The sequence below is a fragment of the Curtobacterium sp. RIT-PI-V genome (assembly GCF_025642935.1).
GTDB lineage: Bacteria > Actinomycetota > Actinomycetes > Actinomycetales > Microbacteriaceae > Curtobacterium.
Genome location: NZ_JANZKM010000022.1, coordinates 1 through 15484, shown reverse-complemented (window position 1 = coordinate 15484; position 15484 = coordinate 1). Strand labels below are relative to the sequence as shown.

At 70.1% G+C, this 15484-nt stretch carries 12 protein-coding genes; 5 read left to right on the top strand and 7 right to left on the bottom strand.

The features are described from left to right. The first annotated feature begins 9 nt into the window (after positions 1-9). Positions 10-2496, top strand: a complete 2487-nt coding sequence (locus tag OGL88_RS13265; RefSeq protein ID WP_263091684.1) for a DNA gyrase/topoisomerase IV subunit A — start codon at positions 10-12, stop codon at positions 2494-2496. 438 nt (positions 2497-2934) lie between these two features. Here the strand turns inward: OGL88_RS13265 and OGL88_RS13260 are convergent, their stop codons facing one another. Continuing rightward, positions 2935-5061, bottom strand: a complete 2127-nt coding sequence (locus tag OGL88_RS13260; RefSeq protein ID WP_263091683.1) for a DNA gyrase/topoisomerase IV subunit B — start codon at positions 5059-5061, stop codon at positions 2935-2937. Positions 5062-5229: 168 nt separating this feature from the next. On the opposite strand from OGL88_RS13260, the gene OGL88_RS13255 reads away from it, so the two are divergent. After that, positions 5230-5454, top strand: a complete 225-nt coding sequence (locus OGL88_RS13255; RefSeq protein ID WP_263091682.1) for a DUF7455 domain-containing protein — start codon at positions 5230-5232, stop codon at positions 5452-5454. Between the two features lie 79 nt (positions 5455-5533). Here OGL88_RS13255 and OGL88_RS13250 read toward each other — a convergent pair whose 3' ends face one another. From OGL88_RS13250 to OGL88_RS13225, 6 genes are all read right to left on the bottom strand, one after another. Then, on the bottom strand, positions 5534-6010 hold the full coding sequence (locus OGL88_RS13250; protein ID WP_263091681.1) for a hypothetical protein: 477 nt from the start codon (positions 6008-6010) through the stop codon (positions 5534-5536). Between the two features lie 97 nt (positions 6011-6107). Beyond that, a complete protein-coding gene (locus OGL88_RS13245) occupies positions 6108-6881 on the bottom strand; it encodes a hypothetical protein (RefSeq protein ID WP_263091680.1) in 774 nt (257 codons plus the stop codon). Continuing rightward, positions 6878-8137: a MurT ligase domain-containing protein gene (locus OGL88_RS13240; protein ID WP_263091679.1), complete on the bottom strand. Its 1260-nt coding sequence runs from the start codon at positions 8135-8137 to the stop codon at positions 6878-6880. The genes OGL88_RS13245 and OGL88_RS13240 overlap by 4 nt, the downstream gene beginning before the upstream one ends. Positions 8138-8141: 4 nt before the next feature. After that, a complete protein-coding gene (locus OGL88_RS13235) occupies positions 8142-9392 on the bottom strand; it encodes an RNA polymerase sigma factor (protein WP_263091678.1) in 1251 nt (416 codons plus the stop codon). Positions 9393-9585: 193 nt separating this feature from the next. Further along, complete coding sequence (locus OGL88_RS13230; protein WP_263091677.1) at positions 9586-10905, bottom strand: MFS transporter; 1320 nt, start codon at positions 10903-10905, stop codon at positions 9586-9588. A 156-nt stretch (positions 10906-11061) separates the two neighbouring features. Beyond that, the gene (locus OGL88_RS13225) at positions 11062-11991 is read right to left on the bottom strand and encodes a proteasome assembly chaperone family protein (RefSeq protein WP_263091676.1); all 930 of its coding nucleotides are present in this window, start codon (positions 11989-11991) and stop codon (positions 11062-11064) included. A gap of 75 nt (positions 11992-12066) precedes the next feature. Here OGL88_RS13225 and OGL88_RS13220 point away from each other — a divergent pair, with 75 nt between their 5' ends. The 3 genes from OGL88_RS13220 to OGL88_RS13210 form a co-directional block, all read left to right on the top strand. Then, on the top strand, positions 12067-13545 hold the full coding sequence (locus OGL88_RS13220; protein WP_263091675.1) for a leucyl aminopeptidase: 1479 nt from the start codon (positions 12067-12069) through the stop codon (positions 13543-13545). 155 nt (positions 13546-13700) lie between these two features. After that, positions 13701-15074, top strand: coding sequence for a dihydrolipoyl dehydrogenase (gene lpdA, locus OGL88_RS13215; protein ID WP_263091674.1), 1374 nt, complete (start codon positions 13701-13703; stop codon positions 15072-15074). Positions 15075-15147: 73 nt separating this feature from the next. Further along, positions 15148-15484, top strand: a 337-nt coding sequence (locus OGL88_RS13210; RefSeq protein WP_308202627.1) for a biotin/lipoyl-containing protein, incomplete at its 3' end; no start/stop codon positions are given.

The window sequence follows — 15484 nt, the reverse complement described above, 5'->3', positions numbered from 1 at the left end:
AAAGGTGCCATGGCACGCACGGACGCAGTCGGCCTGCCCGACGGTGAGCGCATCGAGGACGTCGACGTCTCCGAGGAGATGCAGGGCTCCTTCCTCGAGTACGCGTACTCCGTCATCTACTCGCGGGCGCTGCCCGATGCGCGCGACGGCCTGAAGCCCGTCCAACGGCGCATCCTGTACCAGATGGCCGAGATGGGCCTGCGGCCCGACCGCGGGCACGTCAAGAGCGCCCGCGTCACCGGCGAGGTGATGGGCAAGCTGCACCCGCACGGCGACGGCGCGATCTACGACGCCCTGGTGCGGATGGCGCAGCCGTTCACGATGCGCGTACCGCTGATCGACGGCCACGGCAACTTCGGGTCGCTCGACGACGGTCCCGCTGCGGCCCGGTACACCGAAGCCCGTCTGGCCGAACCGTCGATGGCGATGACCGAGGGCCTCGGCGAGGACGTCGTGGACTTCGTCCCGAACTACGACAACCAGATCATGCAGCCCGGCGTCCTGCCCGCGGCGTTCCCGAACCTGCTCGTCAACGGCGCGTCCGGCATCGCGGTCGGCATGGCGACGAACATGGCGCCGCACAACCTGGGCGAGGTGGTCGAGGCCGCGAAGCACCTGCTGATGAACCCGCAGGCCACCCTCGAGGAGCTCATGGAGTTCGTCCCGGGGCCGGACCTGCCCTCCGGTGGCACCATCGTCGGGCTCTCCGGCGTCCGCGACGCCTACGCCACCGGACGCGGCACGTTCCGCACCCGGTCGAAGGTGAGCGTCGAGAACCTCACCCCGCGCAAGGTCGGACTCGTCGTCACCGAACTGCCGTACCTCGTCGGCCCCGAGCGCGTCATCGAGAAGATCAAGGACGGCGTCCAGTCCAAGAAGCTCGTCGGCATCTCGGACGTCAACGACCTGACCGACCGCAACCACGGGCTCCGGCTCGTGATCGGCATCAAGAGCGGCTTCAACCCCACCGCGGTGCTCGAGCAGCTGTACAAGCACACCCCGCTCGAGGACGGCTTCGGCATCAACAACGTCGCGCTGGTCGGCGGGTCCCCGCGCACGCTCGGACTGCGTGAGCTGCTCGACGTCTACGTGCAGCACCGGCTGTCGGTCGTGACCCGGCGGTCGGAGTACCGGCTCGCGCGTCGTCGCGAGCGGCTGCACCTGGTCGAGGGACTGCTCATCGCGATCCTCGACATCGACGAGGTCATCCAGGTCATCCGCACCTCGGACGACTCCGAGGCGGCACGGAGCCGGCTCCGTGACGTCTTCGACCTGTCCGAGGTCCAGGCCGAGTACATCCTCGAACTGCGGCTCCGACGCCTGACGAAGTTCTCGCGCATGGAGCTCGAGGCCGAGCGCGACCAGCTGCTCGCCGACATCGCCGCGCTCGAGGAACTCCTGGCGTCCGACGAACGGCTCCGTGCCCAGGTCGCGCTCGAGCTCACCGAGGTCTCCGACAAGTTCGCCACCCCCCGCCGCACGCTGCTCACGGAGGCCGACGCCCCCGTCAAGGGCGGTCGCAAGGCCGCGGTCGACCCGGAGTCGCTCCAGGTCGCCGACTCGCCGTGCCGCGTGCTGCTCTCGACCACCGGACGGCTCATCCGCGTCGACATCCCGACGTCGGAGCTCAGCATCGTCCGCGTGCCGAAGCGCTCCAAGCACGACGCCGTCCGCTCCGCCGTGGTGAGCACCGTCCGGGGCCAGGTCGGCGCGCTGACCTCGACCGGGCGGGTGCTGCGGCTCTCCCCCGTCGACGTCCCGGCGGTGCCGCCGGCCGCGGTCCGGCTCGACGCCGGCGTGCGGGTCACCGACTTCCTCACCCTGACGAAGGGCGAGACCGTCGTGGCGCTCGTCGACCTGTCCGGCGCCTCCGAGGACTCGCTGGCGATCGGCACCGCACAGGGCGTCGTGAAGCGCGTCGTGCCCGGAGCCTGGCCCGACAAGCCCGAGTTCATCGCGATCGGCCTGAAGCCCGGCGACGCGGTGGTCGGCGCCGCTCAGGCGCCCGAGTCCGACGACCTGGTGTTCATCAGCTCGAACGCTCAGCTCCTGCGCTTCCCCGCGTCAGGCGTCCGTGCCCAGGGGTTGCCGGCCGGCGGTGTCGCGGGCATGGCGCTGGCATCCGGGTCCTCGGTGATCTGGTTCGGGTCCGTCGCCCGGTCCGACGACGCCGTGGTCGCCACGGTGTCCACGACCTCGACGGCACTGCCCGGCACGGACTCTGGTCGCGCCAAGGTCTCCGCGCTGTCCGAGTTCCCCGCCAAGGGCCGGGCGACCCAGGGTGTCCGGGCGCACGCGTTCCTGAAGGGCGAGGACGGGCTCACCGTGGGCTGGGCGGGCATCGCTCCCCCGCACGCGGTCGGCACGGACGGCGCCGCGCGCACCCTGCCCGACTGGCTGTCGAAGCGTGACGGGTCCGGTGCACCGCTCGAGGCCGTCATCGGCTCGATCGGTGGCAGTGCCGCGGCGCTCGACGGGACCGCTGGCGACGCGTAGCGCGCGGCGAGGTTCCGCTCCGGCGTCTGTTCTCGCGAAAGCGACAGTGTCCCGCGAACAGTTCGCGGGACACTGTCGCGTCGGCGGCACGGACCGCTCACGGTGACGGCACGGTGTCGTTCTGGCGGCACCGAGACTCGGCCTGAACGACATCGTTCGCGGTCCGGCACCCGAGCCCGGTCGCCCATCGCGAGACTCGCTGGCCGGGAGGCGCGGGGCAACCCCGCCCGGACCGCTCGAGCCGCCGACGCGGAAGCGACAGAAGTCCGCCAACAGTTCGCGGCACATCGTCGCGTTGGCGGCACGGACCGCGCACGGTGGCGCGCCGCGGCACCGAGACTCGGCCTGAGCGACCGAACTCGGAGCGCGCAGCCCGAGACGAGTCGCTCACCACGAGACTCGGGCCAGCGCCGCCGAGACCCGGGCGGGACCGGCGCGCTACGCGTCGATGCGGTCGCGGTCCAGACCCTCGCCTGCCAGGATGAACTCCTTGCGCGGGGCCACGTCGTTCCCCATGAGCAGTTCGAACACCTTCGCCGCGCTCTCGGCGTGCGTGATGTTCACCCGCCGCAGGGTCCGGTGCGCGCGGTCCATCGTGGTCTCGGCGAGCTGGTCGGCGTCCATCTCACCCAGACCCTTGTACCGCTGGATCGGCTCCTGGTACTTCTTGCCGGTCTTCTCGAGCTTCTTCAGCACGGTCTGCAGTTCCTGCTCGGAGTACGTGTAGAGCGTGTCGTTCGGCTTGCCGCGGTTCACGACGACGACCCGGTGCAGCGGCGGCACGGCGGCGAACACCCGGCCCTGCTCGATCATCGGTCGCATGTAGCGGAAGAACAGGGTGAGCAGCAGCGTGCGGATGTGGGCACCGTCGACGTCGGCGTCCGACATGATGATGACCTTGCCGTAGCGCGCCTGGTCGATCTCGAACGTCCGGCCGGAACCGGCGCCGATGACCTGGATGATCGACGCACACTCGACGTTCGACAGCATGTCCGACACGGACGCCTTCTGCACGTTGAGGATCTTGCCGCGGATCGGCAGCAGCGCTTGATACTCGCTGTTGCGTGCGAGCTTCGCGGTCCCCAGGGCCGAGTCTCCCTCGACGATGAAGAGCTCGGTGCCCTCGGTCTCCTGCGACCGGCAGTCCGCGAGCTTCGTCGGCAACGAGGAGTTCTCGAGCGCGTTCTTCCGGCGCTGCGTCTCCTTGTGGGCGCGGGCCGAGATGCGGGTCTTCATCTCCGCGACGACCTTCTCGAGCAGCGTCGCGGCCTGGGCCTTCTCGGTGCGCTGCGTCGACGTCAGGATCTCGGTGATGCGCTTCGACACGACCTGGTCGACGATCTTGCGGACCGCCGGCGTGCCGAGGATCTCCTTCGTCTGCCCCTCGAACTGCGGCTCGGGCAGTCGGACGGTCAGCACGGCGGTCATGCCGGCGAGCACGTCGTCCTTGTCGAGCTTGTCCTGCCCGACCTTGAGCTTGCGGGCGTTCGCCTCGACCTGCGCGCGGACGGCTTTGACCAACCCGGACTCGAAGCCGGCCTGGTGCGTGCCGCCCTTCGGCGTCGCGATGATGTTGACGAAGCTGCGGAACACCGTCTCGTACCCGTCGCCCCACCGCAGCGCGAGGTCCACCTCGCAGGCGCGCTCGACCGAGGTCGAGACCATGTGGCCCTTGTCGTCGAGCATCGGGACGGTCTCGGTGAAGGTCCCGGTGCCCTGCACGCGCCAGACATCGGTGACGGCCGTGTCGGCCGCGAGGTGCTCGACGAACTCGCCGATGCCGCCCTCGTAGCGGAAGCGTTCGACGACCGGGCCGGCCTCGACGGCGGTGCCCGTCGCCTCGGCACGCGCGACGGCGGCCTCGATCGAGGTCACGCGCTCGTCGGTGATCGTGATGCCGAGCCCGGGCACCAGGAACGCCGTCTGCCGTGCGCGGGTGACCAGGTCGTCGGTGCTGAACCGCGCATCGGCGGTGAAGATCTGCCGGTCCGCCCAGTACCGGATCCGGGAACCCGTGACGCCCTTCTTCACCTTGCCGACGACCCGCAGCTCGCTGCCCGAGGTGAAGGGGCTGAACGGGGCGTCCGGACCGATGCCCTTCGTGTCGTCGAACGTGCCGGGCTCGCCGCGGTGGAAGGACATGGCGTAGGTCTTGCCGCCACGGTCGACCTCGACGTCGAGGCGCTCGGACAGGGCGTTGACCACCGAAGCGCCGACGCCGTGCAGACCACCGGAGGCAGCGTAGGACCCGGAGCCGAACTTGCCACCGGCGTGCAGCTTGGTGAACACGACCTCGACCCCGGTCAGCCCGGTCTTCGGTTCGACGTCCACCGGGATGCCGCGGGCGGTGTCGCGAACCTCGACCGACCCGTCGGCGTGCAGCACGACACCGATCTCGTCGCCGTGCCCGGCCAGGGCTTCGTCGACGGAGTTGTCGATGATCTCCCACAGGCAGTGCATGAGCCCACGGGAGTCGGTCGAGCCGATGTACATCCCTGGACGCTTCCGGACCGCCTCGAGCCCTTCGAGGACGGAGAGATGGCGTGCGGAGTAGTCGGAGCTCACCGTTCGATGCTACCGAGCGCTACCGACACCCTCGGCGTGGACACTCGCACTGGGGACAACCGATCCGCGCTCAGCGAAACAGCGCTGCACAATGCATCGTTCTCAGGCATCACGTGTTGAAATGGTGCAACCACCCGGCACCACCTGCGATCCGTGAGGAGCACAGCAATGACCCAGACCGTGCAGGACCCCTCCATCGACGAAGTCAGCAACCACCAGCTGACCGCCGCCGACCGTTGCGACAGCTGCGGAGCGCAGGCTTACATCCGAGCCACCATGTCGAGCGGCGAGCTCTTCTTCTGCGCGCACCACGGCGCCGAGTTCAAGGACAAGCTCGCGGCGACCGCCATCGAGTGGCACGACGAGAGCAGCCGACTCCACGAGTCGAAGTAGCGCGCGAAGGCGCGAGCACAGCAAGACGGGAGGCCCTGTGCCAGCTGGCACCGGGCCTCCCGTCTGTCTGTTGCCCGTCTCAGAACGCGCGGTTCAGCGCCCAGGCGGCGCCGCGGTAGCTGTTCGGCCCCCAGACACCGTCGATGGGGCCGCTGTAGCCGCCATGGGCGGCCGCCCATCGCTGCAATGCTGCGATGGTCTGGGGGTGTTCGGATCCGTAGAAGTCGCCCGACTGGTAGTACCCGCCGACCGCGAGGCGCTTCGCGACGAAAAACCAGGCGGGGGAAGTCATGCGACCGTCGATATCACCTGAGTACCCGGCCATGCTGCCGAGGCACTGGAGCCGCTTGTAGAAGATCGTCCCCGGAACCCCGTCGAACTCGGTCGTGGTCGTCGGCACCGAACTGCAGGCCGAACTGATGCGGGGCGTCGCGGCCTCAGCAGGAGCCGTCTGGACGACGGCCCCGGCAGTGGTCAGTGTCACGACGAGTGCGCCGACCAGGGCGAGGACGGATTTGTTGGTGAGCATGAAGCCTCCTTTGTCGGCTTCCAACATGTCACATCCTGCACACCAACGGACCGACCTGGCAATTGTTGCCACCCATCGGAGACGACGAAGGCCGGGTCCCATCGGGACCCGGCCTTCGTGAGCGTCACGCGATGCGCTTGAACGCCTTGTCGACGTAGCGGTCGACCGTCGCGCGCGCTTCGCGCGCGTAGCGGTCGATGGTCGCTGTCTGCTCGGGATCCGGCGCGTACTCACGGCCCAGCCGAGCGGCTGCCGCGGCGAGCACACCGTCGGTCAGCTGCGGGTTGAGCGGCAGGATCGGACCCTGCGTGTGCGTGCCGAACGACGTACCGACGATCGCACCCTCGACCGGGGCTCCAGCCTGGTTACCGCCGCCGGACACCACGTCGGCGAACGGGGTGGCCCCGGCCGCGAGCTCGATCGTGGTGGCGTGGTCCTCGAAGCCGGCGAGCCGCTTGGGTGCCCCGGGGAGCAGCGGGTACCGGGTCTCGAGGACGAAGTAGTTGACCCGCCGTTCGGCACCGCGAACGGCTCGGGCGTCGAACACGCCGAACCCGGCGAGCGGAGCACCCTCGGTGGGGACGACCTCGTTCGTCGCCAGGTCGAACCCACCACCGACCGCGACGACCGGCACGCCGTCGCTCGCGAAGGAACGGAGCGGAGCGGCGATGCGGGCGACGTCGGCACCGAGCGAGCGCATCGCGCTGAGCGGTCCGTTGCCGATGACGACGACGTCGGCCGCGGCGGGCAGGTCGTCGCCGGGCGCGTACTCGAGCACCTCGGTGTCGAGGCCGGCTGCGGCGGCACGGCGGACGAGGGCAGCGACGTTGCCGCGGTCCCCCGAGACGCCCATCTGCCGGGGGTAGACGTGCAGGATGGTCAGCCGGTCGGCTGTCATGCGGTCTTCTCCATGTCCGGGTGGCCGAGGGCCTTGCGGGCGATCATCATGATCTCGTAGTTGACGATGAAGTTCTTCGTGCCGCTGGTCGTCGACCCGAGCTGCTCCATGTGCTTGATCGCGGCCTCGACGTCGGGTTCGACCCGACCGATGCGGACACCGGCGTGCTCGAGGGCGATCGCGATCTGCCATGCCTTGTCACCGGACACGACGTCGACGTGGTCGAGCTTCGAGAAGTCGATGTCGTAGATCCACGAGATGTCCGGCGTGCCCTCGTCGATCGCCATGAGGACCTGCTCGGGGCGGTCCGGCAGTGCGTCGAGGTTGAGCTGGAGGCTCGCGGCGTTCTTGAACATCGTGAACTCGGCGGACTCGCCGGCGATCGGGAGTCGCTCGCCGCGGCCGTACGCCGGCTTCATCGTGCCGAAGGCCTTCGTGACGGCGTCGGCGCGGAACTGCGTGCCGAGTGCCGCGCTGGCCGTGGCGGTGGCAGCAGCAGCGTCGACCGCGTAGTGCAGGCCGCGTGCGGGCAGGCGCACCGCGATGTCGGCACCGTCGAAGCGGATCGTCGCACCGTCACCGGTGTTCACGACGACCTCGGATTCAGCCGCGTTCGGCTGGGCGTCCTGCCGATCGAAGTCGTCGGCGTTCTGCAGGCCGTTCGGTGCCGCGGCGACGACCTCGGCGCTCGCACCGAAGCGCAACACCCGCTGGCCGGTCCGCGCCACGTAGGCGTCGAGGAACTGGTCGTCGCGGTTCGTGATGACGTTCGCCGTGGACAGTGCCGCGGTGTCGAGCATCATGTCGGCGACGCGCTCGGTCTCGAAGAACCGGTACAGCTGGTCGACCTGCACGTTGAGCATCGTCACCGTGGACGGCGACAGGATGCCGGCGAGCTCGACCGCGAAGGCCTCGTCGACCTCGAGGATGCCGATGTCCGCCTTCAGGCGACCGGTCAGGGAGACCTCGGACAGCAGCGCCGACGCGATGCCCTGCGGCAGGTTGGCGCCCGAGGGGTTCGTGAAGACGCGGAGCCCGTGCGCCCGGACGATGTCCGAGATCATGTGCGTCGTCGTCGACTTGCCGTTCGACCCGAGCACGAAGACGACGCCGTTCGGGAACTGCTTCGTCACGTGCTGCAGGAAGTCCGGCACGAGCTTGAGCACGATGTAGCCGGGGTACGCGGACCCCCCGCCCCGCGCTCGCGCGAGGGCACGGAGGATCCGCCCGATCAGGATCGGGATGAAGAACCGCATCGGCCTACTCGAGGTAGTCGCGCAGCGACTGCGACCGCGACGGGTGGCGGAGCTTCGCCATCGTCTTGGACTCGATCTGACGGATGCGCTCACGCGTCACGCCGAACGTGTCACCGATCTGGTCGAGGGTCTTCGGCTGGCCGTCACCGAGGCCGAAGCGCATGCGGATGACGCCCGCCTCGCGCTCGGACAGGGAGTCGAGCAGGCTCTCGAGCTGCTTCTGCAGCATCGTGAAGCCCACGGCGTCGGCCGGCACGACCGCCTCGGTGTCCTCGATGAGGTCGCCGAACTCGGAGTCGCCGTCCTCGCCCAGGGGCGTGTGCAGGGAGATCGGCTCGCGACCGTACTTCTGCACCTCGACGACCTTCTCCGGCGTCATGTCGAGCTCGCGTGCGAGCTCTTCCGGAGTGGGTTCGCGACCGAGGTCCTGCAGCATCTGACGCTGGACGCGGGCGAGCTTGTTGATGACCTCGACCATGTGCACCGGGATGCGGATGGTGCGGGCCTGGTCGGCCATGGCGCGGGTGATCGCCTGGCGGATCCACCACGTCGCGTAGGTGGAGAACTTGAAGCCCTTGGTGTAGTCGAACTTCTCGACCGCACGGATGAGGCCCAGGTTGCCCTCCTGGATGAGGTCCAGGAACTGCATGCCACGGCCGGTGTAGCGCTTGGCGAGCGACACCACGAGGCGGAGGTTCGCGCCGAGCAGGTGCGACTTGGCGCGCTGACCGTCGCGGGCGACCCAGCGCAACTCACGCTCGGCCGGCTTGGTCAGCCCGGTCGAGTGCTGCAGCTTGTCCTCGGCGAACAGGCCGGCCTCGATGCGCATCGCGAGCTCGACCTCCTGCTCGGCGTTGAGCAGGGCGACCTTGCCGATCTGCTTGAGGTAGTCCTTCACCGGGTCGGCGGTCGCACCCGTGATGGTCGTGGAGTAGACCGGGGCTTCGTCGTCGTCGGTCTGCGAGATGACGAGCGCGCCGGCGGCGACCGCAGCGGCGGCGTCGGGCTTGATCGCCTTGTCGTCGGTGTCCTCGACGTCCTCGGTCGGCTCGTCGGCGGCTTCGTTCGCCTCGTCGACGGGGTCGACCTTCTTCGCCTTCGGGGCGGCCTTCTTGGCCGGGGCCTTCTTGGCGGGGGCCTTGGTGGCGCGCTTCTTCGGCGCGGCGGTTCCCTCGGTGTCCGTGGCGTCCTCTGCCACAGCACCCTCGGGCTGAGTGTCCTTCGTGGGATCGATCGTCGTGCTCCGGGCAGCCATGCGATCACCTCTCTCGTCGTGCCACGTTCGTGGGGTCGTGGCCTCCCTCGCCGCCCAGGGCCCGAGCCGCAGTCCCCCGCGTCGTCGAGTCCTACCGTTCCGGGCAGCACTAAGACCCATGTCAAGTCCCCCGTGTTGATCGGCGCTCCGAAGTGCACCGACAGGATGGGGGTCCTGAGTGGGTCCGTGATCATTATTGCACGTGCCGCTTCCGCAGGCGCGCAACGAGTGCAACCCAGAACGGTCCGACGCGTATTCCCTCCTCAGCGTGGAGCACCCGCCGAGTCCGGCGCCGAGCGTGCAGGAGCATCGCGACGCCGAACCCGACCACCAGGTACTGCACCGTGAGGGCCACCCGGAAGTTGTCCCAGGCGAAGACGGTCTCGCCGGTGACGCGGGACACCACGTCGAGCAGCAGCCCGATCAGGTACATCATCACGAACGCCGCCAGGAAGCCGCCGACGTTGACGACGCCGTTCGCGGACCCCAGGGAACCGACGGGGTTGAACGTCCGGGCGAAGTCGAACCCGATCAGCGAACCGGGGCCGCCGATGCCCATCGCCACGACGAGCAGCACGAGCAGCCAGGTCGGCGGGTGGCCGGGCCAGAGCAGGATCGCGGTCCACACCACGGCGAGCAGCACGACCACGCCGAGCACGAGGTTCGAGCGGCGCATCGGGAACCGCGCGCACAACAGCCCGAGCACCGGCCCGGCCACGAAGCCCACGGCGACGATGATCGTCAGGAAGCCGGCGGCCTCGGCGGGGCTGTACCCGAGCCCGCGGAGCATGGGGACACCCCACAGCAGCGAGAACACCGTGCCGGACGACTGCGTCACGTAGTGGGACCAGAACCCGAGCTGCGTGCCCGGTCGACGCAACGCGTGCCCGAACGTCCGGAACGCGGCGCCCCACGAGTGCGGCAGCGGGATCGTTCCGGTCCGCACGACCACCGGGCCGTTGCGGACGAAGACGAACGCCAGGACGAGCCCGACGGCACTCGCGGCGGCGGCGACCCCGAACGCGGGCGTCCACCCCGCGGCGTGCAGGAGCACCGCGAACGGGAACGCCGACAGGATCTGGCCGATCTGCCCGAGGTTGCCCGTCCACTGCGAGATCTGCGGCAGGATCCGGCCGCTGAACCACATCGGCACCAGGCGGATCACCGAGATGAACGTCATCGCGTCGCCGGCACCCACGAGCACCCGGCCCGCGATCGCCGGGCCGATCGTCGGCGAGAAGGCCACGACGGCCTGGCCGACCACGAGCAGCGCGGCGCCGAGCAGGACGAGCCTGCGCGGCCCCACCCGGTCGAGCGCGACGCCCACCGGGATCTGGAGTCCGGCGTACACGGCGATCTGCACGACCGCGAGCGTGGACAGCACCGCCGCCGAGACGGCGAACCGGTCCTGCGCGTCCACTCCGGACACCCCCAGCGAGGACCGCTGCACGACCGCGAGGACGTAGGCGAGCACCGCGATGCCCCAGATCAGGTAGGCGCGACGGGAGTTCACCCGGACAGGCTACCGATCCGGCGGAGCCGGATACGCGACGTGTGTCGCCGACCCGGGTGACGTCCTGGTCGCGACCGGACGACCGACGGGAGGCGCGGGGCGGGCCCGCTCCGGGCCTCCCGTCGGCCGTTCCGGACCGTTCAGGGCCCGACCCGGCTACTCGCCGCCGTCACCCTGGGTGCGCCGGTCGGCCAGGAAGCGCTCGAGCTCGGCCGCGATCGCGTCCGCGGTCGGCACCTCGCCGTCGACGTCCGTGAGCGGCGACGCGACCGGGTTGCCCTCCATGTACGTGTCGTGCCGTTCCTCGAGCACACCGACGAGCCGCTGCAGCTCGGCGTTGCCGGCGACCTGCTCCTCGACCCGGGTGAGGAACTCGCGACCCGCTTCGCGCAGGGCGTCCGTCGGGAAGATGAGGCCGGTGGCCGCAGCGATGCCGGACAGGGCAGCGACGGCCGCGTCCGGGAACTCGGTGTCCGACAGGTAGTGCGGGACGAGCAGGACGAGCCCGGTGACCTGCGCGCCGGTGGATGTGAGCCGGTGCTCGACGAGGTGCAGGACGTTCGCCGGCGCCTGGGTCTCGGGCTTCCAGACGCTCATCTGCTCCACGAGGTCGGCGCGGGTGCCGGAGACGGTCAGGCTGATCGGGCGGGTGTGCGGGACCGGCATCGGGATCGACTGCACCCAGGTGGTGTCCGCGACCTGGAGCCGGGCGGCGAGGCCGGTGACGGCGTCCACGAACCGGTTCCACTGGAAGTCCGGCTCGTACCCGGACAGGAACAGGAACGGCTGGCCGATCTCGTCGCGCACCAGGTGCAACGCCAGCCGGGGCGGCTCGACGGCGGCGATGTGGTCGTGCTCGAAGGTGATGACGGGCCGGCGAGCACGCCAGTCGAGCAGCACGTCGGGGTCGAACTCGGCGACGAGCTGGGTGTCGAGGTCGTCGAGCACCGACGTCGTGACCTGGGCAACGGCCGAACCGGCGTCCGCGAAGCCGGTGAGCCCGGCGACCAGGTGCAGCCCGGCCGGGACGGTCGGGGCGGCCTCGTCGAACGTGTAGAGCTCCTCGGGGTGGTTCACCGTCCCCATGCTAGGCGGGGCCACCGACGCCCCCGCGCGGGACGGCCACGCCGACAGCGAACAGTGCGTGGATAGGGTTGGAGCATGGTCCGACCGACGCTCTCCACCGACTCCTCCGCCCCCTCCTCGATCTCCGCCGACGTCCTCGTGGTCGGCGTCCGACCCGGTGCCGACGGTGCCCCCGCGACGATCGCCCAGCCGGCCACGACACCGTTCTCCGCGCTCGACGACCTCGACCTCGCGGCGATCGGCGCGACGGGCGCCAAGGACCAGCTCGTTCGCATCCCGGCCGTCGGCGTCGACGCCGCGAGCATCGCGCTCATCGGGCTCGGCTCCGGCACCGACGCCGCCGCCTACCGCTCGGCTGCCGGCAGCGCCGTCCGCCAGCTGCCGCACGCCGCGTCGATCGCCCTCGCGCTGCCGACCGACACCGACGCGCTCGTCGAGGCCGCACTCGAAGGTGCTGCACTCGGCGCCTACGCCTTCACGCGGCACAAGGGGGCCGGCACGACCGGGCCGACGCGTGGCGACCAGCGCGTGACGGTCCTCGCGCCGTCCGCCGCGACGGACGCCGCTGTCCGGCCTGCGATCGTGGCCGACGCCGCCTCGCTCGTCCGCGACCTCGTGAACACCGCGGCCGGCGACCTGGGACCACAGGACGTCGCCGACGTGGCGACCGGGCTTGCCTCGGACCTCCCGCTCACCGTCGAGGTCCTCGACGAGCAGGCACTCGAGGAGCAGGGCTTCGGCGGCATCCTCGGGGTCGGCCGTGGTTCGGCACGCCCCCCGCGCCTGGTCGTCGTCCGCTACGCACCGGAGTCCGCCACGAAGCACCTCGCCCTCGTCGGCAAGGGCATCACGTTCGACTCGGGCGGGCTCTCGCTCAAGCCGGCGGCGTCGATGCTCGGCATGAAGACCGACATGACCGGCGCCGCCACGGTGCTCGCCGCGACCGTCGCCGCCGCACGCCTGGGCCTCGACGTGCGCGTCACCGCCTGGCTGGCGCTCGCTGAGAACATGCCGTCGGGCACGGCGACCCGCCCGGGTGACGTCCTCACGCTCAAGAACGGCAAGACCGTCGAGGTCACGAACACCGACGCCGAGGGCCGGCTGGTGCTCGGCGACGGCATGGCCGCCGCCTCGCTCGAGCAGCCCGACGCGATCGTCGACGTCGCCACCCTGACCGGCGCGCAGGTCGTCGCGCTCGGCGACCGCACCACCGGCCTGATGGGCAGCGACGACCTCGTCGCGAAGGTCCGCACCGTGGCCGAGGGCGTGTCGGAGCCGATCTGGCCGATGCCCCTGCCCGAGGAACTCGACGCCCGGCTCGCCAGCGACGTCGCCGACATGGTCAACGCCACGGTCGGCAACCCGGCCGGCGGCATGCTGCTCGCGGGCAAGTTCCTGGAGCGCTTCGTCGGCGAGGGCATCCCGTGGGCGCACCTCGACATCGCCGGTCCGTCCGAGCACAAGGGCGGCGGCTACGGGTGGCTCGGCAAGGGCGCGACGGGTGTGATGGTCCGCACGCTCATCGCGCTCGCAGAAGACCTCCAGTCCGAGTAGTAGGTTTGGTACCGGTGGGACGGGGCATCGACGCGCCTCCCACCGGTACTGCACGGGACGGGACCGGAACCACGCGGTCCGACCGTCGGACGCCGCCCTCCGCGGTGTCCACGTAGGGCCCGATCGGCCCGACACGCACGAGGGAGTTGCACCAGGTGACGGAACAGACTTACGACGTCGTGGTCCTCGGTGGCGGGAGCGGTGGCTACGCCGCTGCGCTCCGGGCCGCCGAACTCGGCATGAGCGTCGCGCTCATCGAGGGCGACAAGCTCGGAGGGACGTGCCTGCACCGTGGCTGCATCCCCACCAAGGCGCTGCTGCACGCGGCCGAGGTCGCCGACGCGACGCGCGACGCCGAGAAGTACGGTGTGATCGCGGAGTTCGCCGGTGTCGAGGTCCCGAAGGTCATCGAGTACCAGCAGGGCGTCATCACCTCGAAGTACAAGGGCCTGCAGGGCCTCATCAAGGCCCGCGGCATCACCGTCGTCGAGGGCTGGGGTCGACTCACCTCGCAGAACACCGTGCAGGTCGGCGACCAGAACATCGTCGGCAAGAACGTCGTGCTCGCGACCGGCTCCTACTCGAAGTCCCTCCCCGGGCTCGAGATCGGCGGCCGCGTCATCACCTCCGAGACCGCACTGCGCATGGACTACGTGCCGAACAAGGTCGTCATCCTGGGCGGCGGCGTCATCGGCGTCGAGTTCGCCAGCGTCTGGAAGTCCTTCGGTGCCGAGGTCACGATCGTCGAGGCGCTCCCCCACCTCGTCCCGGCCGAGGACGAGTCCATGTCGAAGCAGCTCGAGCGCGCCTTCCGCAAGCGCGGCATCGAGTTCTCGCTCGGTGTCCGGTTCCAGGGCGTCGAGCAGCACGAGAACGGCGTCGTCGTGACGCTCGAGGACGGCAAGACCTTCGACGGCGACGTCCTGCTGGTCGCCGTCGGTCGTGGCCCGGTGACGCAGAACGTCGGCTTCGACGAGGTCGGCGTCGCCATGGACCGCGGCTTCGTCACCACGAACGAGCGCCTCGCCACCAACCTGCCGAACGTCTACGCGGTCGGCGACATCGTCCCCGGGCTGCAGCTCGCACACCGCGGCTTCCAGCAGGGCATCTTCGTCGCCGAGGAGATCGCCGGCCTGAACCCGGTGATCATCGAGGACAAGAACATCCCCAAGATCACGTACTCCGACCCCGAGGTCGCGTCCGTCGGCCTGTCGCAGGCCAAGGCCGAGGCCGAGTACGGCGCCGACAAGGTGGACTCGTACGAGTACAACCTGGCCGGCAACGGCAAGAGCCACATCATCGGCACGTCCGGTTCGGTCAAGGTCGTCCGCGTCGTCGACGGCCCCGTGGTCGGCGTGAGCATGATCGGCGCCCGCGTCGGTGAGCTCATCGGTGAAGCGCAGCTCGCCGTGAACTGGGAGGCGTACCCGGAGGACATCGCTCCGCTCGTGCACGCGCACCCGACGCAGAACGAGGCCCTGGGCGAGGCGTTCCTGCACCTCGCGGGCAAGCCGCTGCACGCGCTGTGACCCGCACGAGTCCGCGCCCTGTGACAATGACATCAACAACAACTGCAACCCCCCGCGAAGAGGAGTCCACCCGATGAGCGAATCCGTCAGCCTCCCGGCGCTCGGCGAGAGCGTCACCGAGGGCACGGTGACCCGATGGCTGAAGAACGTCGGTGACCGGGTCGAGGTCGACGAGCCGCTGCTCGAGGTCTCGACCGACAAGGTCGACACCGAGATCCCGTCGCCCGTCGCCGGCGTCATCGAGGAGATCCTCGTGCAGGAGGACGAGACCGTGGAGGTCGGCACCGCGCTGGTGAAGATCGGCGACGGCTCGTCCGAATCCGGTTCCTCCGACGCCGACTCCGGTTCGTCCGACGAGTCCTCGAACGAAGCCGCTGCCGAGGCAGAGGCCCCCGAGGCCGAGCCGAGCA